Here is a 20,844-nt window from a genome sequence, read left to right on the forward strand (position 1 = left end):
GCCCCCGGGCGGGCACGACGGCCGGACCGCCCTCTCGCAGGGGTCAGAGCAGCGGCTTGTACACGAAGTACGCGTCCGGTTCATAGCCGAGCGACTCGTACAGGCGCAGTGCCGGGGTGTTGCCCGCGAACACGTTCAGGCCGATGCGGGTCCTGCCCGCCTCCAGGCACTGGCCTTCGGCGAGGAGCATGAGCGACCGGCCGTGGCCGCGGCCGCGGTGCTCCTCGCGGACCTCGACGTCGTACACGAAGGTCGCGTCGTCGCGGTCGGCGATCCACAGCACGCCCACCGCCGTGTCCGCCTCGGTCAGGACGCTCAGGCGGGCGCCGGGCGTGGCCAGGCCGTCGGGCAGGAGGCGCGCCTGGTCCCGCGCCACCTTGTCGCGGGCCTCGGCCTCGGGGACGCCGCGCTCGATCCAGTCGCGCGCGTAGGCCTCCGTGGCGTGCGCCGTCCAGTCCTGGAACTCCGCGTCCGTCATGGGCCTGGCCCGCACCCCGTCGGGCAGGGCGGGTGGCGTCGGGGGCAGCGGCTTGGACATGTTGCGGTTGCGCTCCACGTAGCCGAGCGCGGTGGCGAGCTCCAGTGCGCCCGGGGCGTCCGCGCGCACCTTGAGCTCGATGCGGGCGCAGCCCCAGCCGCGCGCCACCTCCTCGGCCGCGAGGGCCGCCACCGTGCCGCGGCCGCGGCGGCGGTCCCGCTCGTCGATCCGCAGATCCACGATCTCGGCGACGCGCGGGCCGAAGAGGGGGTGCGTGGCCAGCTGGATCCGGCCGACGGGGCGGCTGTTCACGCACACGTCGTACGTGCGTGACTTCGTGCCGTCAGTGCGCTGCTGGAGCGGCCCGGCCGGCCGCAGAGTCGTGGTCATCACGGGAGTTGTACCCATCCCGCGCCCCCGCGTCATCTGGTTTTCACGTCGGCCGGGCCGGTCCCCCTACGGGTCCAGGTCGTCGGCGGCGCGCTCGTCGAAGACCCGCATGGCCTTGGCGGTCACCGGGCCGGGGGCGCCGGGCAGGTCACGGCCGTCGACGCGGTGGACGGCCTGCACGTCGCGGAGCGTGGAGGTGAGGAAGACCTCCTCGGCCCGGTCCAGGACGTCGAACGGCAGGTCGGTCTCGTGCGCGCCGGTCCACTCGACGGCCAGCGCGCGCGTGATGCCCGCGAGGCAGCCGGAGGCCACCGGCGGGGTGTGGATCTCGCCGTCGAGGACGACGAAGACGTTCGATCCCGTGCCCTCGCACAGCCGTCCCACGGTGTTCGCGAACAGTGCCTCGGTCGCGCCCTGTTCGGTGGCGCGGGCGAGCGCGAGCACGTTCTCCGCGTACGAGGTGGTCTTCAGGCCGGTCAGGGCGCCGCGTTCGTTGCGGGTCCACGGGACCGTGATCACGGCGGTGGCGTCGGGCCTGCGCGCGGTCTCGCCGAGGGCGACGACGAGGGTCGGGCCGTGGTCGCCGCGGTCGGAGCCGAGCGGGGAGAGACCGCCGGTGTAGGTGATGCGCAGGCGGCCGACGGCCATGGGGTTGGCGTCCAGGACGGCGGCGCAGGCCCGGCGGACCTCGTCCAGGTCGGGCTCGGGCAGGCCGAGGCCGCGCGCCGAGCGGGCGAGCCGGTCGAGGTGGCGGGTGAGCGCGAAGGGCCGTCCGGCGACCGCCTTCACCGTCTCGAAGACGCCGTCGCCGACGGTCAGGCCGTGGTCGAGGACGGAGACGCGCGCGGTTTCGAGGTCGTGCAGGCCGCCGTTGAGCCATATCTTCACGAAGGGGTCCCTCCCGTTGGTTCGTACGTTCCCGACGCTACCGCCAGCAGCCGCTCGGCCTTGAGCTCGGTCTCGCGCCACTCCCCCTCGGGGTCAGAGCCCCAGGTGATGCCGGCGCCCGTGCCGAAGCGCAGGGCGCCGTCGGCGCGGTCGATCCAGAAGGTGCGGATGCCGACGGCGAGCTCGCCGGTGCCCCGGTCGGCGTCGACCCAGCCGACGCCGCCGCAGTAGGGGCCGCGGGGCGCCGTCTCCAGGGCGTCGATGATCCGCAGGGCGCTGGACTTGGGGGCGCCGGTGACGGAGCCGGGCGGGAAGGCCGCGTCCAGGAGCTCCGGCCAGCCCGCCCCGGGGCGCAGCTCGCCGCGGACGGTGGAGACGAGGTGGACCAGGCCCGGGTGCTTCTCGACGACACACAGCTCGGGCACGGTCACGGTGCCGGTGCCGCAGACCCGTCCGAGGTCGTTGCGGACGAGGTCCACGATCATCACGTTCTCGGCGTAGTCCTTGTCCAGGAGGTCCGCCTCGGTCCGCCCGGTGCCCTTGATCGGACCCGACTCGACGGCACCGCCCGTCCGGCGCAGGAACAGCTCGGGCGAGGCGGTGGCGACCTCCACGCCGTGCGCGGGCAGCCGCATCGTTCCGGCGTACGGAGCGGGGTTCCCGCGCGCGAGGAGGGCGGTGAGCGCGTCGATGTCCGCGTCGTCCGGGACGGGCGCGGACAGGACGCGGCAGAGGTTCGCCTGGTAGACGTCCCCGGCCGCGATGTGCGCGCGGATCCGGCGTACGCCGTCCGTATACGCGGCGCGGTCGAGGGAGGACGTCCAGTCACCGGCGGCGGGGCCGCGCCAGGCGCCGGGCACCGGGGCGGGCACCGGCTCCTCGCGCACCCGCCCGAAGCGGGCGCACACCAGACGGCCCTCGAAGTCCGCGCAGACGGCCCAGAAGCCGCTGCTGTCCAGGGCGGAAGGGTCGCTGGTCACGTCGCGTAGATCGGTCGCGACAAGGCCGCCGAAGCGGGCCAGGGGAGACAGGTCGTGCACGGCTGCGAGTCTATGACCGGCACCCTTGCGGCGCCCCGGACGCGGGTGACCAGGGCGGCAGCGCAGCACGCTGCGCAAACGCGTTTTTGTACTGGCCCGGGAATCCGCTAGAGTTCAACACGTCGCCGGGACGCGCAAGCGGACCGGGAAAGACAAGCGGACGTAGCTCAGTTGGTAGAGCGCAACCTTGCCAAGGTTGAGGTCGCCAGTTCGAACCTGGTCGTCCGCTCGCAGGAACGCGGGGGATCTTCCCGAAACCCCGTACTCCTGGTGGAGTGGCCGAGAGGCGAGGCAACGGCCTGCAAAGCCGTCTACACGGGTTCAAATCCCGTCTCCACCTCCAAGGACGATTAGCTCAGCGGGAGAGCGCTTCCCTGACACGGAAGAGGTCACTGGTTCAATCCCAGTATCGTCCACTGGAATCTCTGATCATGAGGCCCCCGGGTCTTCGATCACCGAGGTTTCCCCGCGCGATTAGCTCAGCGGGAGAGCGCTTCCCTGACACGGAAGAGGTCACTGGTTCAATCCCAGTATCGCGCACGCAGCACCTACCACCTGCGGGTATACACTCGCCGATGGTCCCGCGCGATTAGCTCAGCGGGAGAGCGCTTCCCTGACACGGAAGAGGTCACTGGTTCAATCCCAGTATCGCGCACCACCTCCACGAAGCCCCTGGCCGTTCCTCGGCCGGGGGTTTCGTCGTGCGTGCGCCGCGGGCGTCCGTGCTCTCGCCCGGCGGGGCCGCGCCGGGCGAGAGGCGGGGTCAGGACGAGAACAGCATGTGGCCGAAGCTCTTGTGTCGCTTGTGACCGTGGTGGCCGTGGTGCTCGTGGTGGCCGCCGTGGTGCGGGGCGCCCCAGGCGGGGGCGGGCGCGGCCGGGTAGCCCTGGGGCGCTCCGGGCGGCACGGGCGGGGCCTGGTGGCCGCTCCACTGGCCCTCCAGGCGCGTCAGGGCCTCCAGCTCGCCGTAGTCGAGGAATATCCCGCGGCAGCCGCTGCACTGCTCGATCTGAACGCCGTTGCGGTTGTACGTGTGCATCGCTGCGTGGCACTTGGGACAGTGCATGGGCGGCTCAACTCCTAGCCGGTCGTGACAGGTTCGCCGGATGTCTGCCCGGCTTCGGTGCGTTGCACCCTACTTCGGGCCGATCGGGCCCGGATCGGGAGGGAGGGCGGCCATCCGGTGGCAGGCGTCGACGACGTCCCGCTCCACCTCGTCCAGGTCACGGCCCTCCGCCCGCGCCTTGGTGAGCGCGAGCGCGGCCGTCTGCACGGTCAGCGCGCGGGCCGGGACGTCGAGCACGGGCCACGGGTCGCCGCCGGTGGGGACCGCCGGGCCGCCCGCCGCGCGGTAGGCCTCCAGGAACCTCGTCCACTCCCCCGCGCCGAGCAGGCCGCAGGCGTACCAGGCGGCCGGGCGCGCGAGGTCCCAGGCGGGGTCGCCGAGGCCCAGGTCGTCGATGTCGATGAGCAGCCAGCGGCCGTCGGGCGCGCGGACGAGCTGGCCCAGGTGCAGATCGCCGTGGCACAGCGACGGCGGGCCCGGCGGCGGGGCCTCGGCCCGGGCCCAGGGGGGCAGGGCCGCCCAGGCGCCCTCGACGGCGGGGGCGTCGGGGTGCGGGGCCCGTGCGGTGGCCGCGCGCAGGCGGGCGACGGCCCGGGCCGCCTTCTCCGGGCCCCGCATGCGCGGCAGGCCGGACGGCAGCCGGGCGGGCGGGCTGCGGTGCAGCCGGGCCAGGAGGGCGGCGACCGCCTCCCAGGGGGCGGCGTCCGGGTCGTCCCGGTCCACGGGCGTGCCGTGCGGCCAGAGCGTGACCAGGCGGCCCTGCACGAGCGCGGGGCGCGGGTCCAGCGGAGCGAGCAGGGTATCCGCGAGGGCGGGGTGGGCCGCGGCGGCCAGGCGGGCGGCCAAGGGGCGCTCGGGGGTGCCGGGGGCGTGGGCCTTGGCCACGATGTCGCCGTGCCGGACGACGGTGGCGTCGGGCCGGTCGGCCAGGACGGCGGCGGGCGGGGCGCAGGGGCAGGCGTGCCGGGCGGGAGCGGGGGCGTGGGCCCGTCGCTCGGCGTGGCCTGCCAGGGCGGGGAGGAGGGTCACGGAGGTCCTGGAAGGGTACGGGTGTGCCGTGAGCGTACGGGGTCGGGCCTCCGCGGGGGCGCCCCGGTCCCGCCCCGCCCTCTTGCCGTGGCCAAGGGACTACCGCCCGCTGGGCCCGCCCTGCGGCTCGTACGGCGGGGAGGGAAGGCCTCACGCGCCGGGCGGACGGGCACCGCGTGCGCTGGGCGACCAAGGCGCCCGTGGGGGGGCGAGCAGGGCCGCGGCGAGCAGACCGAGGAGAAAGGTTGGGGAGAGCAGGGCAGGGAGGGAAGCCGTGGTGAACAGGCCGTGGAAGACGGAGCAGGCAACGGGGAGAGCAAGCAGCAGGACCATGGCGAACAGGCCGGGGAGAACGGACCAGGCAGCATGCCGCAGGGCCATGGCGAACAGGTCAGGGAGAACCGACCAGGCAGTAGGCAGTAGGCAGTAGGGCCATCGTGAACAGGTCAGGGAGAACGGACCAGGCGGCAGGCGGCAGGCGGCAGGCGGCAGGCGGCAGGCGGCAGGCGGCAGGCGGCAGGCGGCAGGCGGCAGGCGGCAGGCGGCAGGCGGCAGGGCCATGGTGAACAGGTCAGGGAGAACGGACCAGGCAGCATGCCGCAGGGCCATGGCGAACAGGTCAGGGAGAACGGACCAGAGGGCAGGCCGCAGGGCCGCAGGGCCGCAGGGCCGCAGGGCCGCAGGGCCGCAGGGCCGCAGGGCCATGGTGAACAGGTTGGGGTGAAAAGAACAGCCCGCGCAGCTCCCCAGCTGCGCGGGCTGCGTGCCGTCCGCCGCACCCCCGTCCCCACGGGGTTTCATGGCCGGATGTCCCCGCCCGGACCGCTCTTCCGGGCCTGGGGCGCCGCTCAGCGCCCCAGCATCTCGCCCACGGACGACGCTTGTGTGAGCACTGCGTCCCAGCCGCCGAAGGCGACGATCAGCAGCGCTGCCAGGGGGAGGACCATGAGCGTGGCCACCAGCGGGTGGCGCGTTCCGGAAGGCCGGACGCCCAGGGTGGAGAGCCTGCGTCCCCGTGTGCGGATCATGGTCCGCGGCGCGGTGTCCGCCATGGCCGCTCTCCCTTCCTGACTTTGTTGTTGTGCATGGAGGGTTGTGCATGGAGGTTCAAGGCAGCGGCGGGTGTCTGACCTCGGGGGACGAGTGCTGCACCCGCCGCTTGACCTCAAATTTAGGCGTGTGGGGCGCGGCGCACGTCATGCCCTCGTACCGATTGGCGGGCCTCCCGGAGGATGACCGCTCGTCACACAAGTACTCCCGTGGGTGGAGATGGAGACCTAGGTCCTTCCTAGGACTCAGGGTCTTCCCTGAGGGGACGCCCGATTCGCTCGGAGCTGTCCTCTCTCGGGACGGGCTGCTCGACCAGGGCCAGGACGCGGGTCGCCATGAACCGCGCGGTGCGCACGACGGAGCCGCTGCGGGTGACTTCGCTCACTTCGACCACTCCCCTGCGCACGGCGGTCTCCACACGGCGGCCCGCCCTGCTCGCCACCACTTCGTACGTACGCGTCGTGTCCCCGGCGTCCACGACTATCTCCACGCGATCACCCTTCACGGGATCAATCCCCCTTCGACGGTGGGTGGTTGGGGGTGCGGGTGACGGCGATGAGCCCTGGGCGCGCGCCACCTGACCACTTTTCAAGTTTCGCACCGGGCACTGACAATCGATCGGCCCGTGAGGGCGCGGCCTCTGCACGGCCCGGGCCGCGGAAACGTAAGCTGTGGCTCGTCAGACGGACCGGGCAGCGGGGATGAACATGGCGATGATGCGCCTGAGGCGCGAGGACCCGCGTGTCGTCGGCTCGTTCAGGCTGCACAGGCGGCTGGGCGCCGGCGGGATGGGTGTCGTCTATCTGGGCTCCGACCGTCGCGGGCAGCGTGTGGCGCTGAAGGTGATCCGGCCCGATCTGGCCGAGGACCAGGAGTTCCGTTCGCGCTTCGCGCGGGAGGTCTCGGCCGCCCGGCGCATCCGCGGCGGCTGCACCGCCCGGCTCGTCGCCGCCGATCTGGAAGCCGACCGGCCCTGGTTCGCCACGCAGTACGTGCCCGGTCCCTCGCTGCACGACAAGGTCGCCGCCGAAGGGCCGCTGTCCGCCGCCGAGGTCGCCGTCGTCGGCTCCGCGCTCTCCGAGGGGCTCGTCGCCGTGCACGAGGCCGGTGTGGTGCACCGCGACCTCAAGCCGTCGAACATCCTGCTGTCCCCGAAGGGGCCGCGGATCATCGACTTCGGGATCGCCTGGGCCACCGGCGCCTCGACCCTGACGCACGTCGGCACGGCCGTCGGCTCGCCCGGCTTCCTGGCGCCCGAGCAGGTGCGCGGCGCCGCGGTCACGCCCGCCACGGACGTCTTCGCGCTCGGGGCGACCCTCGCGTACGCGTCGATGGCGGACTCGCCCTTCGGGCACGGCAGTTCCGAGGTCATGCTCTACCGGGTCGTCCACGAGGAGGCCCAGCTGCGCGAGGTGCCGGACGCGCTCGCGCCGCTGCTCAGGGCCTGTCTCGCCAAGGACCCGGAGGAACGTCCCAGCACGCTCCAACTGTCGCTGCGGCTCAAGGAGATCGCGGCCCGCGAGGCGCAGGGCCTCAGCGACGTGCGGCCGCCCGCGCCGCGCCAGGAGCAGCACGAGCGGCCGACGGGCCGCCTCGCCGCCGAGTACGCCGATCAGCGCACGCAGCGCCGCGCGGCGCCGGGCACTCCCCCGCCGCGCACCGGCCCGTCCCGGACGGGGGGCTTCCGCGACGGTGATCCGCGTACGGGCGGCTCGAAGACCGGTGGTTCGCGGACCGGCGGCTCGCGGCCGTCGGCGCCGCGCGGCACCCGGGGCTCCACCGGCAGCAGGCAGGGACCGCGCAGCGGCACCGGGCGGCAGGGGCCGCGCACCACCGGCACGCGGCTGCGGCCCGCCAACCCCCGGCTGCTGCGGCAGCGGCTCTTCGTGTTCGTGGTGGTGACGCTGCTCGTGGCCCTGGGGATCGCGGCCGCGCAGGGGTGCCAGGGGCCCGCGCGCGGGCTCGGCGACGTCCGCCAGGAGCAGGGCGTCAGCGACGTACGACCGACGCAGGACAGCGGTTCGTGACCGCCGCCGCGCGTCCGGCTCGCTGACGGTTCAGGACGTGGGGCGGCCCGTCGCCACGGCGTAGAAGGCCACCGCGGCCGCCGCGCCCACGTTCAGGGAGTCCACGCCGTGCGCCATTGGGATGCGCACCCATTCGTCGGCGGCGACCAGGGCCTGGCGGGACAGGCCCTCGCCCTCCGCTCCGAGCATCAGCGCGACGCGCTCCATGCGGTGGGGGGCGACCTCGTCGAGGGTCTTGGCCTTCTCGTCGGGGGTCAGGGCGAGCAGGTCGTAACCCGCCGCGCGCACCCCTTCCAGGCCCTTGGGCCAGGAGTCCAGACGGGCGTACGGCACGGAGAAGACCGCGCCCATGGAGACCTTCACGGAACGGCGGTAGAGGGGGTCGGCGCAGTCCGGGGAGAGCAGGACGGCGTCCATGCCGAGGGCCGCGGCCGATCGAAAGATCGCGCCGATGTTCGTGTGGTCGTTCACGGCCTCCATCACGACCACGCGGCGGTGGGTCCGCAGGAGTTCGTCGGCCGTGGGCAGCGGCTTGCGCTGCATGGAGGCGAGGGCGCCGCGGTGCACGTGGTAGCCGGTGACCCGCTCGGCGAGCTCGGGGCTGACCGCGTACACCGGGGCGGGCACCTCGTCGATGACGTCGCGCATGACGTCGACCCACTTGGCGGAGAGCAGCATCGACCGCATCTCGTAGCCCGCGAGCTTGGCGCGCCGGATCACCTTCTCGCCCTCGGCGATGAACAGGCCCTCGGCGGGCTCGCGCCTGCGGCGCAGCTCGACGTCGGTCAGGCCGGTGTAGTCGCGCAGGCGCGGGTCGTCCGGGTCCTCGATGGTTTCGATGCTGCTGAGATCGGCCACAGGGTGATACTGCCTTGTCCAGGATGTGGTGCCAACGGCTGCGGGAGTGTTCCGTTACCGACGGTTACGGTTGCGGGTTCCGGGGCTCGTGGTGGGGGGTCTCGGGGCGCGCTCCGGTGGCGGCCACGGCCACCACGTCGCCGACGACGATGACCGCCGGAGGCTTGACCTCGTGGGTGCGGACCGCGTCGGCGACCGTCGCCAGGGTGGCGTCGACGCGGCGCTGGGCGGCCGTCGTGCCCTCCTGGATGAGGGCGACGGGGGTGTCGGCGGGCTTGCCGTGGGCGGTCAGCGCCTCGGCGATCTTGCCGATCTTGTCGACGCCCATGAGGATGACGAGGGTGCCGCGCAGCTTGGCCAGGGCGGGCCAGTCGACGAGGGAGCGCTCGTCGTCGGGGGCCACGTGCCCGCTGACCACGGTGAACTCATGGGCCACACCCCGGTGCGTGACCGGGATGCCCGCGGCGCTCGGCACCGAGATCGAGCTGGAGATGCCGGGGACCACCGTGCAGGGGATGCCCGCCTCGGCCAGGGCCTGGAGCTCCTCCATGCCGCGGCCGAAGACGTAGGGGTCGCCGCCCTTGAGGCGGACCACCGTCTTGCCCTGCTTGGCGTGCTCGATCAGGGCGTTGTTGATGGCCTCCTGGGCCATGAAGCGGCCGTACGGGATCTTCGCCGCGTCGATCACCTCGACGTGCGGGGGCAGCTCGGCGAGCAGGTCGCGCGGGCCGAGCCGGTCGGCGATGACCACGTCCGCCTCGGCCAGGAGCCTGCGGCCGCGGACCGTGATCAGGTCCGGGTCGCCGGGGCCGCCGCCGACGAGGGAGACGGCGCCGGTGGGCGGGGTCCCGCCGGTGGGCGCGGAGCCGAGGGCCCGGGCGCGGGCGCGGTGGTGCGGGGCCACGAGGGTGCCGTCGCGCAGGCCCTCCACCACCGCGTCGCGGATGGCGGCGGTGTGGCGGGGGTCGCGCTCCTGGGCGTCCGTGGTGAGGACGGCGACGGTGACGCCCGCGCTGTGGCCGGTGGCCGGGGTCCAGGCGGTGGCCTCGTCGGCGTCGTCGGAGCGGACGCACCAGACGCGGCCGCGCTCGCCCTCGGCCGAGGCCCGGGCGTTGGCGTCGGGGTCGCTGGTGGAGATCAGGGCGTACCAGGCGCCGGCGAGGTCGCCCTCCTCGTACCTGCGCCGGTGCCAGGTGATCTCGCCCGAGGTCGCCATCGCCTCCACCGACGGGGTGGCGGACGGCGAGACGAGGTGGACGTCCGCGCCCGCCGCGATGAGGGCGGGGAGGCGGCGCTGGGCCACCTGCCCGGCGCCGAGGACCACGACGCGGCGGCCGGTGAGGCGGAGGCCTACGGGGTAGGCGGGGTGTACGGCCATGGCGGTGCGGCTCCTCGTCGGGGCAGGAGGGTGGGCGCTACTGCTCTGGAGCGGCCCTGACGTGCGGATTTTAGAGGTGGCTTCAGCGTACGGCGGGGGCGGGGCAGGGGCGGGGCGGACGCCGGGGCCTCCCCGTCGCCCGCCCCGCCCGGTGCCGCGCTACTTCTCCGTCACGCCCGCCGAGTCGAACGTGGCCACCTCGTGCATCGCCCGGGCCGCGCTCTGCACGATCGGCAGGGCCAGGAGGGCGCCGGTGCCCTCGCCCAGGCGGAGGTCCAGGTCCACCAGGGGGCGCAGGCCGAGCTTGTTCAGGGCGGCCACGTGGCCGGGCTCGGCGCTGCGGTGGCCCGCGACGCAGGCGGCGAGGACCTCGGGCGCGATGGCCCGGGCCACCAGGGCGGCCGCGCCCGCGCTGACGCCGTCCAGGATCACCGGGGTGCGCAGGGAGGCGCCGCCGAGGAGCAGGCCGACCATGGCCGCGTGCTCCAGGCCGCCGATGGCCGCGAGGACGCCGATGGGGTCGGCCGGGTCCGGCCGGTGCAGTTCGAGGGCACGGCGGACGACCTCGACCTTGCGGGCGTGCATCTCGTCGTTGATGCCGGTGCCGCGGCCGGTGACCTCAAGGGGGTCCAGGTCCGTGTAGACGGAGATCAGGGCCGCGGACGCGGTGGTGTTGGCGATGCCCATCTCGCCGGTCAGGAGGGCCTTGTTGCCCGCCGCGACCAGGTCGCGGGCCGTCTCGATGCCGACCTCGACGGCGGCCTTGACCTCGTCGCGGGTCAGGGCCGGACCCGTGGTCATGTCGGCCGTGCCGGGCCTGATCTTGCGGGGCAGCAGGCCGGGCGTCGCCGGGAGCTCGCTGGCCACGCCGACGTCGATGACGCAGACCTCGGCGCCGACCTGGGTGGCGAAGGCGTTGCAGACGGCGCCGCCGCCCAGGAAGTTGGCGACCATCTGCCCGGTCACCTCCTGCGGCCAGGCCGTGACGCCCTGGGCGTGCACGCCGTGGTCGCCCGCGAAGATCGCGACGGCGGCGGGCTCCGGGATCGGCGGCGGGCACATCCGGGACAGGCCGGACAGCTGCGCGGAGATGATCTCGAGCATGCCGAGCGCCCCGGCGGGCTTGGTCATGCGCTTCTGTCGGTCCCAGGCCTCGCCGAGCGCCTTGGCGTCCAGCGGGCGGATGTTGCCGACGGTCTCGGCGAGCAGGTCGTGCGGGTCCTCGCCGGGCAGCGCGCGGCGGCCGTACGTCTCCTCGTGGACGACCCACGACAGCGGGCGGCGCTTCGACCAGCCCGCCTGCATCAGCTCGGGCTCCTCGGGGAACTCGTCCACATAGCCGACGCAGAGGTACGCCACGACCTCCAGGTGCTCCGGCAGGCCCAGGGTGCGGACCATCTCGCGCTCGTCGAAGAAGCTGACCCAGCCGACGCCGAGGCCCTCGGCGCGGGCCGCGAGCCACAGGTTCTCCACCGCGAGCGCGGAGGAGTACGGGGCCATCTGCGGCTGGGTGTGGCGGCCCAGGGTGTGGCGGCCGCCGCGGGTGGGGTCGGCGGTGACGACGATGTTCACCGGGGTGTCGAGGATGGCCTCGATCTTCAGTTCCTTGAACTGCTTGGCCCGGCCCTTGGGCAGCGACTTCGCGTAGGCCTCGCGCTGGCGCTGGGCCAGTTCGTGCATGGTCCTGCGGGTCTCGGCGGAGCGGATGACCACGAAGTCCCAGGGCTGGGAGTGGCCCACGGAGGGCGCGGTGTGGGCCGCCTCCAGGACGCGGAGCAGCACCTCGTGCGGGATGGGGTCGCCGCGGAAGCCGTTGCGGATGTCGCGGCGCTCGCGCATCACGCGCAGGACGGCCTCGCGCTCGGCGTCGGCGTAGCCCGGGGCGGGCGGGTCGAGCGGGGTCGCGGGCTCGACCGGCACCGCGGAGTCGGCCGGGAGGGGCTCGGCGAGGTCGGACTCGTCCTGGACCGCCGGTGCGGCGAGGTCCTCGGGGCCTTCGGGGCCCTCCGGCAGGGGCTCGGGGTGACCGGTGGCTTCCTCGGGGGCGGCGAGGTCGGGTGCCGGGGCCTCGTCGGCCGGGGCGGCGGGGGCGGTCGGGTCGGCCGGGTGAGGTGCGTGCATCGGCTCGTCGGGGTCGGTCGTCTCCTGGGCGGGCGGCAGCTGGCCGTCCGCCACGGCGACGGGTGCGGGTGCCGCGGTGGCGGCGGGAGCGGCGGTGGGCCGGTCGCCGTCGCGGGGTGCGGGCACGGTGGGTACGGGCTGCTCCCCGGGCTCGGCGTGCGCCCCGGTGACGGGGAGGGCCTCGGGAGCGGCGGCCTCGGGGGTGGGCCACTCCTGCGGCACGGCCTCCTCGGCGTCCGGCAGTTGGGCCGCCGGTACGGGTACGGGGGACGCGGTGGCGTCCGGGACGGGCCCCTGGGGCGCGGCGGGCGGCTCCTGCGGGGCCGTCCCGTCGGGCTGCTGCGGAGCGAAGTACTCCGGAGGCACGGCGAGCGGTCGCGGGGGCGTCGGCGCCAGGTGCGGAGTGGTCGGCACCGAGCCCTCGACCGGGACGAACTGCCCCAGCGGAGGCGGCACTTGGGCGTCCTGGCCGGGGGTGGCCGGGGGCAGCTGCGCGCCCGCCTCGGGCCACGGCTGCGCGGCGTCGGGAGCCTGCGGGGTGACGGCGGCGACCTCGGGCTGCGCGGCCGACGGGCCCGGGGACGCCGCGTCGGCGAACGGCACCGGGACGCCTTGGTCGTCGACGACGGGCAGCGCGTGCGGCACCGGGGCGCCCGGCGCGACCCGGACGGTGACGGCTTCGGAGGCGTCGGGCACGCCCTCGGCGGTCGGGCCCTCGACGCCGTCCGTGCCCGCCGGGGTCGCGGCGGGCACGGGGGCCTCGGCCGGGCCGTCCGTGGCGTCCTGGCCGGATTCCGGCACGGTGGGCTCAGGGACGGCGGAATGCGCCGGCGCGTCCGCACCGGGGGCGTGCGGAACGGCTGCGTCCGCGAAGCCGGGAGCGTCCGGGGCATCGGAGGCGAGAGCGGCGGTTTCGGCGCCTTCCGCCTGCGCGGGGCCCACGACGTGCGCCGACGGCATCTCCTGCGCGCCCTCGGGCGCCACCACGTCACCGGCCGCACCCGATGCCTCGACCGGCTCCGGGACGGCGTTCTCGGCGGGCGGCTGGCCCGCGACGGACGCGCTCTCCGGTGCGGGGGTGGCTTCTGTTGCGGGGGTGGCTTCTGTGACGACGACGGCGTCCGTGCCGTCGGAGGCTTCCACCACGGATGCGCTTGAGGCGTCCGTGACGCTGGCGGCGGCCGTTTCCGTGGCGTGCGAGGCGTCTGCGGTGTCTGGGGCCTCCGAGGTGTTCGGGGCGTCCGTGGCACTCGGGGCGCTCGGGGTGTCAGTGACGTCCAAAGCCTCCGAGGCGTCCATGACTACCAGGGGCGCCGGGGCTGCCGGGGCCATCGGGCCTGCCGAGACCGGTGGGGCGGCGGGGACGGCCGGGTCACCGGGGGTCCCCGGGGCTTCGGCGACGTCTGGGACGACCGTTTCTGCAGGCGTCCCCTGAGGGTTCTGCTGGGGGTTCTGCTGCGGTACGACCGGCGCCTGCTGGGGCTCCGCGCCCCAGGGCATCGCGCCCTGCGGCGGGATCTCGCCGAGCTGCGGGCCGGGCAGGGCGCCGGTGTCCTCGCGCGGCACGTCCAGGTACTCGGGACCGCTGGTGGGCGGGCCCGGCCGACGTACCGGCACGGCGTTCGGGGCGCTGCCCGCCGGGCCCCGGTCGGCGAGCGAGAGCACGGGCCGCGCGGCGCCGTCGGGGACGGCGGGCGCGGCCGGGCCACGGTGCAGCGGGCGGCGGGAGGTCCCGTGGTGCGAGGCCGGGGTGTGCGCGGGGCCCGAGGGCAGCGGGACGCCGGTCAGGTCGACGGAGCCGCTGTCACGGCCCGCCGTCTCGTGCGGTCCGGGCTGGTGCGCGGCCTGCTCCTGGGCGAAGGGGGCCGGGGCCGCGACGGGCTGCGCCTGGTCGGCCTGGGCCTGAGCTGCCGGTACCTGCTCCGCCGGGGCCTGGCCGTACGCCGCGGGGGCGCCCTGCGCCTGCGCGAACTGCGCCGACACCGCGCCCGGCTGGGCGGGCACGCCCGGCGCGCCGCCCTGCGGCACTCCCTGCGGCACGCCCTGGGGTCCCACCGTCCGCACGGGCGCCGCCGGGGCGGCCTGCGGTCCGGTCTGCAGCTGCTGCGCGGCCTGCGCCTCGCTCCACGCGCCCTGGGCACCCGGCATCAGCAGCAGGTCGTCGTCCTCGGCGGGATGCTCGGAGGGATCGAGGAAGGTGTAGGGGCCCGGCGCGGGGACGCCCGACTGCTCCACCATGCCTGCGCTCTCCGGCAGCCCCTCGCCCGGGACCTGGCCGGTGTCGGTCATGCGTACCCCTCGCCCATCGGTTAGTCCTTCTGTGACCGCCCGTCATCCACAACGAGCTCGCGAGCCGCGCGGCAACGCGCCGCGTTCGGACCACAAGGCATTGTCGCGGTTGCTCCGCCACCGCGGCAGCGTGATCGGCCACGGTCCGCTGTGGACTGCGCCACGTCGCGCGTCCAGCGGTCCCGCCGTACCACACGCACCCCCCAAAACGGGCGAGCTTTCCGGACATTGAGCAAGGAATCGCCGGAGACCCGGGTGCGGTACAACGATCGGCCAGCCTACCGCGCACGGCGCGGTTGGAGGGCCGCCAGGGTCACGCGGTGCGGTCGAGGAGCAGCCCGGAGAGCAGGAAGACGACGCTCCGCTTCCGCTCCGTCCAGGCGCGGGTGTCCAGTTCGACGGACTGCAGGAGGGCGCACTCGACGGCGTATCCGTGCTCCGACAGGTTCCGGCCGAGGAGTTCGGCGGCGTCGCGGGTGGGGGCGTGGGTGACGATGCGCTCCGGGCGCCGGTCGGCGGCGGCGGACACCACCGCCGCGCCCCCGCCCCCGACGCGTACGACGTCGGGCTCGGGGAGGCTTTCGAGGACGTGCGGCGCGGTGCCGTGCACGACGTGGGCGGGCACGCCGAAGCGGCGCGCGACGGCCGTGGTCCGGGCGCAGGCGTCCGGGTCGCGGTCCACCGCGATGACGGCGGCGCCGAACCGCGCGGCCTCCGCGGCGAACGCGCCGTTGCCGCAGCCGATGTCCCAGACCAGGTCGCCCACGCGGGGGCCGAGGCGGGCGAGTTGGGCGGCGCGGATGCGGTCGGTCTCGCCCTCGCCGAGCTCGTGCTCACCGCCGTACGCGGCGGCGGGCAGGGCCCAGCCGCGCGGGTCCGTACCGGGGTCGCGGCCCGCGATCCAGCCGCTGTCGGGGGCGACGTGGCCGCCCATGACGATGACGACGTTGGGGTCGCGCCAGGTGTGGTCGGCCGCCTTGTCGGAGGTGACGACGGAGACCCGCTCCCGCGCGGTGCCGAGCTCCTCGCAGACGACGAAGGTGCGGTGGACGCCGTCGAGGAGCAGCCCGAGCTCCGCGGGCCCGGCGCCGGGCGAGGTGAGTACGGCGACCTTGCGGTGCGCGCGGCAGACGTTCACGGCGCGGCGCAGCGTGCGCCGGTGGGCGACCACGACCTGGGCGTCGTCCCAGGGCATGCCCGCGCGGGCGAAGGCCTGGGCGACGGCGGAGACGGCGGGGACGACCTCGACCTCGAGGCCGAACTCCGGGGCGCGCAGGGTGCGGACGACGCCGAAGAAGCCGGGGTCGCCGTCCGCGAGGACGACCGCCGTGCCGCGGTGGGCGGCGATGCGGCGGGCGGCCAGGCCGACGCTGCCGAGGCGGATGCGCTCGGCGGTCGGGGGGACCTCGGGGAGTGCGAGGTGGTGGGCGGCGCCCGCCACGAGTGTCGCGGCGCCAAGGGCGGAGCGTGCCGCGGTGGTCAGCGGCGAGCCGTCCCAGCCGATCACCGTGACCCGGTCGGCCATCGTCGTCTGTCTCCTGGGATCGCGGGTCGTCGGATGGGAGGCCGATGGGTGCGGCCCGGTGGGAGCGTACCTGCTGCCGCGGAACCCGGCCGTTCCGGAGCGTACCCGGCGACACCCGGCCACAGGCGCGGAGCCGGAGACCACGGACGGCCGACGACGGCGCCGCGGCGAGATCGAGCCCGTCCGGCGATTGAGGACGAGGCCTCGGGCCGAGGGATCCGCCCACGCCGCCCGAGGCGCTAGTTCCAGTCGGAGAACGCCGTGAGGTGTTCCGAGACCCCTTCGAGGTCCTCCGGCAGGAGGCTCCACACGATGAGGTCGGTGCGCAGGTCGATCCAGCCGCCGAGGGGGTCGCCGCCGTTTCTGACCCGCGCTATCCAGGCGCCGCGCAGGACGCCCTCGCTGATGCAGCCGATCTTCTGCGCGACCTGCTGCGCGGCGGTGTTGTCGGCGGCGGTGCGCAGCTCGATGCGCTCGAACTTCTGGTCGTGGAAGAGCCACTGGGCGGTGGCGAGCGCGGCCTCGGACGCGTAGCCCTCGCCGCGGGCCCAGGGCGCGGTCACGTAGTTGAGCTCGGTGGAGCGCACCCGCCAGTCCGTGCGGCGCAGCTGGACGGTGCCCACCAGGCGCTGGGTGAGGAACTCGGTGACGGCGAGGGAGACGCCGTGCCCCGCGGCCCGCTCGGCGGGGGCGAGCTCGGTGATCCAGGCGCGCGCGTCCGCCTGGGTGTACGGCTGGGGCGCGGCGGTCCAGGCGGTGACGAGCTCGTCGTTCATCATCTCCGCGTACGCGGGGACGTCGGCCTCGTCGAGTGGGCGCAGCACAAGGCGCTCCGTGCTGATGGAGATGTCGGGAAACCCCGAGGAGCCCCTGGAGGCTGTAGTCATGCGCCGCTCCGTAACCTTCATGGGCCTGTCGCTCCGTGAACCTTCGTGGCCCTGGGGGACCTTCAGACCTGCTGAAGGGTTCAGCATGCAGCATGCTGACGCCTCGTCGCACCACGGGGTCCGCTCCGCGTCGCGAAGCGGACCCCGTGGGTGCGGCGCCGGTGCCGACGCGTGTCAGCCCGTCGTGACGGGCAGCACCGACCCCTTGTACGTGTCCTCGATGAACTTCTTCACCTCGGGCGACTTCAGGAGCTTGGCGAGCTTCCTGACCTTCGGGTCGTCCTCGTGGCCCTTCTTCACGGCGAGGACGTTGTTGTACGGGTTGTCCTTCACCGACTCCAGGAGGACGGCGTCCTTCTTGGGGTTCAGGCCCGCGTCGAGCGCGAAGTTGTTGTTGATGACGGCCGCGTCGACGTCCTTCAGGGAGCGCGGCAGCTGCGCGGGCTCCAACGGTTTGATCGTGAGCTTCTTCGGGTTGGCCGCGATGTCCTCGGGGGTGGCGTTCGCGCCCGCGTCCTTCTTGAGCTCGATCACGCCCTTGGAGGCGAGCAGCTGGAGGGCCCGGCCTTCGTTGGTGGTGTCGTTCGGGACGGCGACGACGGCTCCGGAGCGGAGCCGGGTGACGTCGTCGAGGTCCTTGCCGCCGTCGGCGTACACGCCCATCGGCGGCAGGTAGACCTCGGTCACCGGCACCAGCTCCGCCTTCTTGGAGGCGTTGAAGTCCTTCAAGTAGGGGGTGTGCTGGTAGAGGTTGGCGTCGAGGGAGCCCTCCTGGAGGGCGGTGTTCGGCGCGACGTAGTCGGTGAACTCGCGGATCTGGAGGTCGAGGCCCTCCTTCTTCGCCAGGTGCTGCTGGACGTACTCCAGGACCTCACCGGCCGGGGTCGGGGTGGCCCCGACGACGAGCTTGTCGCCGTCGGAGCCGGAACCCGAGCCGCAGGCGGTCAGGCCGAGCGCCAGGGCCAGGGCCCCGGCCGCCACGGCTGTGCCCGGCGTCCGCATGTCAGAAGGCCGCGACGACGGCGCCGTCGTACTTGTCCTCGATGAACTTCTTGACCTCGGGCGAGGTGAGGAGCTTGGCGAGCTTCTTCACGCGCGGGTCGTTCTCGTTGCCCTTCTTCACGGCGAGGAAGTTGCCGTAGGGGTTGCCCTTGGCCTTCTCGGCGACGAGGGCGTCCTTGGCGGGGCTGAGGTCGGCCTCCAGGGCGTAGTTGCCGTTGATCACCGCGGCGTCGACGTCCTTGATGGTGCGCGGCAGGGCCGCGGCCTCCAGCTCCTTGAACTTCAGGCCCTTCGGGTTGGACGCGATGTCCTTGGGGGTGGCCTCGAAGCCGACGCCGTCCTTGAGCTTGATGACGCCGTTGTCCGCGAGGAGCTTCAGGGCGCGCGCCTCGTTGGTGGTGTCGTTGGGGACGGCGACGGTCGCGCCCTTCTTGAGGTCGTCGAGGTTCTCGATCTTCTTCGAGTAGACGCCCAGCGGCTCCAGGTGCACCGTGGCGTTCGGGACGGGGACGATGTCCGTCCCGTTCTTCTTGTTGAAGTCGTCCAGGTACGGCTTGTGCTGGAAGTAGTTCGCGAAGACCTCACCCTGCTGCGTCGCCGTGTTCGGCGTGACGTAGTCGGTGAACTCCTTGACCTCCAGGTCGAGGCCCGCCTTCTTCGCCAGCTTCTGCTTGACGAAGTCGAGGATCTGGCCCTGCGGGGTCGGGGTCGCGGCGACGACGAGCGCGCCGTCCTTGTCGCCCGCGGAGTCCTTGTCCGAGCCGCAGGCGGTGAGCCCCAGGGTGAGGGCTCCGGCGGTCAGGACAGCAGCGGTGATCTTGGTGGTGTTACGCACGAAAAGTGCCTTTCTCCATGGGTGTTACACGCCTGCGGCGGGGCCGCGGGGTGGTGCTGGGTACTCGCTGGGCGAACTCAGCAAACTCGGGGGCTCAGGAAGCCTTGGCGGGCTCGGCTTCAGCCGTGACGGCCTTCGGGGCCTTGGCACGGAGCAGCTTCAGGCGCGGCGCGGCGCCGGAGTGGCTGCCGCGCCGGTGGAGCCTGCGGGCGGCGTAGTCGCCGACGAACTGGATGATCGAGATGACCACGGCGAGGATGCCGACGGTGATCCACATCAGCTCGGTCTCGAAGCGCTGGTAGCCGTAGCGGACCGCGAGGTCGCCGAGGCCGCCCGCGCCGACGGTGCCGGTGATCGCCGAGTAGCCGATGAGGGCGACGACGGTCGTGGTGGCGCTGGAGATGAGCGACGGCAGCGACTCGGGCACGAGGACCTTGCGGACGATCGTCCAGGTGTTGCCGCCCATCGACTGCACGGCCTCGACCAGGCCGTGGTCGACCTCGCGCACGGCCGTCTCGACCAGGCGGGCGAAGAACGGGATGGCGCTGATCGCGAGCGGCACGATCGCGGCCTCGCGGCCGATGGTGGTGCCGACGATGGAGCGCGTGAAGCCCATCAGGGCGACCATGAGGATGATGAACGGCATCGAGCGGCCGATGTTCACGACCTGCCCGATCACCTTGTTCACGACGACGTTCTGCAGCAGGCCGCCGCGGTCGGTGAGCACCAGGAGCAGGCCGAGCGGCAGACCGGCGGCGACGGCGATGAGCGCCGACCAGCCGACCATGTAGAGGGTGTCCCAACAGGCCTGCTCCAGCAGGGGCCGCATTTCGTCCCAGGTCACTTGGCACCTTCCTTCACCAGCACGGAGTCCTGCGGTGCGGGCGTGTCGTGCCCGGCGACGTCGACCTGGAGGCCCTGCTCGCGCAGGAAGCCGATGGGCACGACGTTCTCCTCGAAGCGGCCGGGCAGCTCGATGCGCATGCGGCCGACCTGCTTGCCTCCGACGGTGTCCATGGCGGCGCCGAGGATCGAGATGTCGATGTTGTACGTGCGCGACAGCTGGGAGATGACCGGCTGCGTCGCGGCCTCGCCGTGGAAGGTGACGTCGACGACGGTGCGATGGTCGCCGGTCGCGGCGCCGCTGAGCGGGAACAGCGCGGCGGCGAGCTGCGAGCCGGGCGTGGCCAGGAGCTCGCTGACGGTGCCGGACTCCACGATCTGCCCGCGCTCCATCAGGGCGGCCGAGTCGCAGACGGTCTTGACGACGTCCATCTCGTGCGTGATGAGCAGGACGGTCAGGCCGAGCTGCCGGTTGAGGTCGCGCAGCAGCTGGAGGATGGAGCGGGTGGTCTCCGGGTCGAGGGCGCTGGTGGCCTCGTCGGAGAGGAGCACCTTCGGGTCGCCCGCGAGGGCGCGGGCGATGCCGACGCGCTGCTTCTGGCCGCCGGAGAGCTGTGCCGGGTAGGACTTGGCCTTGTCGGCGAGGCCGACGAGGTCGAGCAGGTCGAGCGCCTTGCGGGCGCGCTCCTTGCCGGACAGGCCGAGGATTTCGAGCGGCAGCTCGACGTTGTCCTGCACGGTGCGCGAGGACAGCAGGTTGAAGTGCTGGAAGACCATGCCGATGCGGCTGCGGGCGGCCCGCAGCTCCCGGCCCGCGCGCGGGCCGCGTCCGGCGAGGGCGGTGAGGTCCTGACCCGCCACCGTCACGGTGCCGGAGCTGGGGCGCTCCAGGAGGTTCACGCAGCGGATGAGCGAGGACTTGCCGGCGCCGGACTGGCCGATGACGCCGTACACCTCGCCTTCGCGCACGTGGAGGTCGACTCCGTCGAGGGCGGTTACTTCACGACCGCGTGAGCGGTAGACCTTGGTAAGGCCGGAAGTGGTGATCACTGGGTTTCCGTCACTGTCGAGTGCGCGGCGCGTGGTGTCGCCGGGGCACGGGGCATTCGTTCGGAACGCGGCACGGTTCTCGCGGTGG

17 protein-coding genes and 5 tRNA genes are annotated in these 20,844 nt (G+C 73.8%); 6 read left to right on the forward strand and 16 right to left on the reverse strand.

The annotated features are described in order from the left end of the window. Positions 1-43: 43 nt before the first annotated feature. The 3 genes from ACIG3E_RS30200 to ACIG3E_RS30210 form a co-directional block, all read right to left on the reverse strand. On the reverse strand, positions 44-868 hold the full coding sequence (locus ACIG3E_RS30200; RefSeq protein WP_399622731.1) for a GNAT family N-acetyltransferase: 825 nt from the start codon (positions 866-868) through the stop codon (positions 44-46). A 66-nt stretch (positions 869-934) separates the two neighbouring features. Beyond that, positions 935-1,756 carry an aminotransferase class IV gene (locus ACIG3E_RS30205; RefSeq protein WP_399622733.1) on the reverse strand — a complete coding sequence of 274 codons (822 nt, stop codon included), beginning with the start codon at positions 1,754-1,756 and terminating at the stop codon, positions 935-937. After that, positions 1,753-2,796 (reverse strand): chorismate-binding protein, encoded by a 1,044-nt coding sequence (locus ACIG3E_RS30210; protein WP_399622735.1) that lies wholly within the window; start codon positions 2,794-2,796, stop codon positions 1,753-1,755. Before ACIG3E_RS30210 ends, ACIG3E_RS30205 begins: the two co-directional genes overlap by 4 nt. A 156-nt stretch (positions 2,797-2,952) precedes the next feature. On the opposite strand from ACIG3E_RS30210, the gene ACIG3E_RS30215 reads away from it, so the two are divergent. The 5 genes from ACIG3E_RS30215 (at position 2,953) to ACIG3E_RS30235 (ending at position 3,454) form a co-directional block, all read left to right on the forward strand. Continuing rightward, a tRNA-Gly gene (locus ACIG3E_RS30215) sits at positions 2,953-3,025 on the forward strand. A gap of 40 nt (positions 3,026-3,065) precedes the next feature. After that, positions 3,066-3,139 (forward strand) — tRNA-Cys (locus ACIG3E_RS30220). A gap of 1 nt (position 3,140) precedes the next feature. Further along, positions 3,141-3,212: transfer RNA gene (locus tag ACIG3E_RS30225), tRNA-Val, on the forward strand. Positions 3,213-3,264: 52 nt separating this feature from the next. Next, positions 3,265-3,336, forward strand: a tRNA-Val gene (locus ACIG3E_RS30230). A 43-nt stretch (positions 3,337-3,379) separates the two neighbouring features. Continuing rightward, positions 3,380-3,454, forward strand: a tRNA-Val gene (locus ACIG3E_RS30235). Between the two features lie 105 nt (positions 3,455-3,559). Here ACIG3E_RS30235 and ACIG3E_RS30240 read toward each other — a convergent pair. The 4 genes from ACIG3E_RS30240 to ACIG3E_RS30255 form a co-directional block, all read right to left on the reverse strand. Next, on the reverse strand, positions 3,560-3,862 hold the full coding sequence (locus tag ACIG3E_RS30240; protein WP_242715604.1) for a zf-TFIIB domain-containing protein: 303 nt from the start codon (positions 3,860-3,862) through the stop codon (positions 3,560-3,562). 69 nt (positions 3,863-3,931) lie between these two features. After that, complete coding sequence (locus ACIG3E_RS30245; RefSeq protein ID WP_399622737.1) at positions 3,932-4,891, reverse strand: phosphotransferase family protein; 960 nt, start codon at positions 4,889-4,891, stop codon at positions 3,932-3,934. An 848-nt stretch (positions 4,892-5,739) separates the two neighbouring features. Then, positions 5,740-5,943, reverse strand: a complete 204-nt coding sequence (locus tag ACIG3E_RS30250; protein WP_366789760.1) for a hypothetical protein — start codon at positions 5,941-5,943, stop codon at positions 5,740-5,742. A gap of 236 nt (positions 5,944-6,179) precedes the next feature. After that, positions 6,180-6,446 (reverse strand): hypothetical protein, encoded by a 267-nt coding sequence (locus ACIG3E_RS30255; protein WP_242715608.1) that lies wholly within the window; start codon positions 6,444-6,446, stop codon positions 6,180-6,182. Between the two features lie 196 nt (positions 6,447-6,642). On the opposite strand from ACIG3E_RS30255, the gene ACIG3E_RS30260 reads away from it, so the two are divergent. Beyond that, positions 6,643-7,968, forward strand: coding sequence for a serine/threonine-protein kinase (locus ACIG3E_RS30260; protein ID WP_399622863.1), 1,326 nt, complete (start codon positions 6,643-6,645; stop codon positions 7,966-7,968). Between the two features lie 30 nt (positions 7,969-7,998). On the opposite strand, the gene ACIG3E_RS30265 is transcribed toward ACIG3E_RS30260, so the two are convergent. The 9 genes from ACIG3E_RS30265 to ACIG3E_RS30305 all read right to left on the reverse strand — a co-directional run bounded on the left by ACIG3E_RS30265 (position 7,999) and on the right by ACIG3E_RS30305 (position 20,756). Beyond that, positions 7,999-8,826 carry a TrmH family RNA methyltransferase gene (locus tag ACIG3E_RS30265; RefSeq protein ID WP_399622739.1) on the reverse strand — a complete coding sequence of 276 codons (828 nt, stop codon included), beginning with the start codon at positions 8,824-8,826 and terminating at the stop codon, positions 7,999-8,001. Between the two features lie 64 nt (positions 8,827-8,890). Beyond that, the gene (cobA, locus tag ACIG3E_RS30270; protein ID WP_399622741.1) at positions 8,891-10,204 is read right to left on the reverse strand and encodes a uroporphyrinogen-III C-methyltransferase; all 1,314 of its coding nucleotides are present in this window, start codon (positions 10,202-10,204) and stop codon (positions 8,891-8,893) included. A gap of 159 nt (positions 10,205-10,363) precedes the next feature. Further along, the gene (cobT, locus tag ACIG3E_RS30275; protein ID WP_399622743.1) at positions 10,364-14,614 is read right to left on the reverse strand and encodes a nicotinate-nucleotide--dimethylbenzimidazole phosphoribosyltransferase; all 4,251 of its coding nucleotides are present in this window, start codon (positions 14,612-14,614) and stop codon (positions 10,364-10,366) included. A gap of 313 nt (positions 14,615-14,927) precedes the next feature. Next, positions 14,928-16,139: a precorrin-6y C5,15-methyltransferase (decarboxylating) subunit CbiE gene (cbiE, locus tag ACIG3E_RS30280; RefSeq protein ID WP_399622745.1), complete on the reverse strand. Its 1,212-nt coding sequence runs from the start codon at positions 16,137-16,139 to the stop codon at positions 14,928-14,930. Between the two features lie 239 nt (positions 16,140-16,378). After that, positions 16,379-17,026 carry a GNAT family N-acetyltransferase gene (locus tag ACIG3E_RS30285; protein WP_399622747.1) on the reverse strand — a complete coding sequence of 216 codons (648 nt, stop codon included), beginning with the start codon at positions 17,024-17,026 and terminating at the stop codon, positions 16,379-16,381. A 174-nt stretch (positions 17,027-17,200) separates the two neighbouring features. Then, on the reverse strand, positions 17,201-18,028 hold the full coding sequence (locus ACIG3E_RS30290; RefSeq protein WP_399622749.1) for a MetQ/NlpA family ABC transporter substrate-binding protein: 828 nt from the start codon (positions 18,026-18,028) through the stop codon (positions 17,201-17,203). Between the two features lies 1 nt (position 18,029). Then, complete coding sequence (locus ACIG3E_RS30295; RefSeq protein WP_399622751.1) at positions 18,030-18,863, reverse strand: MetQ/NlpA family ABC transporter substrate-binding protein; 834 nt, start codon at positions 18,861-18,863, stop codon at positions 18,030-18,032. A 94-nt stretch (positions 18,864-18,957) separates the two neighbouring features. Next, positions 18,958-19,707, reverse strand: a complete 750-nt coding sequence (locus ACIG3E_RS30300; RefSeq protein ID WP_399622753.1) for a methionine ABC transporter permease — start codon at positions 19,705-19,707, stop codon at positions 18,958-18,960. Further along, the gene (locus ACIG3E_RS30305) at positions 19,704-20,756 is read right to left on the reverse strand and encodes a methionine ABC transporter ATP-binding protein (protein WP_399622755.1); all 1,053 of its coding nucleotides are present in this window, start codon (positions 20,754-20,756) and stop codon (positions 19,704-19,706) included. Before ACIG3E_RS30305 ends, ACIG3E_RS30300 begins: the two co-directional genes overlap by 4 nt. Between the last annotated feature and the right edge of the window lie 88 nt (positions 20,757-20,844).

Origin of the sequence: Streptomyces sp. NPDC053474 (genome assembly GCF_044544845.1) — a bacterium.
In the GTDB taxonomy this organism is placed as follows: Bacteria; Actinomycetota; Actinomycetes; order Streptomycetales; family Streptomycetaceae; genus Streptomyces.

What these genes read in the sequence shown, in the direction of transcription:
- cobA (WP_399622741.1), bottom strand. Translation starts at nt 10,204, where the DNA reads ATGGCCGTACACCCCGCCTACCCCGTAGGCCTCCGCCTCACCGGCCGC.
- ACIG3E_RS30285 (WP_399622747.1), bottom strand. Translation starts at nt 17,026, where the DNA reads ATGACTACAGCCTCCAGGGGCTCCTCGGGGTTTCCCGACATCTCCATC.
- cbiE (WP_399622745.1), bottom strand. Translation starts at nt 16,139, where the DNA reads ATGGCCGACCGGGTCACGGTGATCGGCTGGGACGGCTCGCCGCTGACC.
- ACIG3E_RS30200 (WP_399622731.1), bottom strand. Translation starts at nt 868, where the DNA reads ATGACCACGACTCTGCGGCCGGCCGGGCCGCTCCAGCAGCGCACTGAC.
- ACIG3E_RS30240 (WP_242715604.1), bottom strand. Translation starts at nt 3,862, where the DNA reads ATGCACTGTCCCAAGTGCCACGCAGCGATGCACACGTACAACCGCAAC.
- ACIG3E_RS30260 (WP_399622863.1), top strand. Translation starts at nt 6,643, where the DNA reads ATGAACATGGCGATGATGCGCCTGAGGCGCGAGGACCCGCGTGTCGTC.
- ACIG3E_RS30250 (WP_366789760.1), bottom strand. Translation starts at nt 5,943, where the DNA reads ATGGCGGACACCGCGCCGCGGACCATGATCCGCACACGGGGACGCAGG.
- cobT (WP_399622743.1), bottom strand. Translation starts at nt 14,614, where the DNA reads ATGACCGACACCGGCCAGGTCCCGGGCGAGGGGCTGCCGGAGAGCGCA.
- ACIG3E_RS30290 (WP_399622749.1), bottom strand. Translation starts at nt 18,028, where the DNA reads ATGCGGACGCCGGGCACAGCCGTGGCGGCCGGGGCCCTGGCCCTGGCG.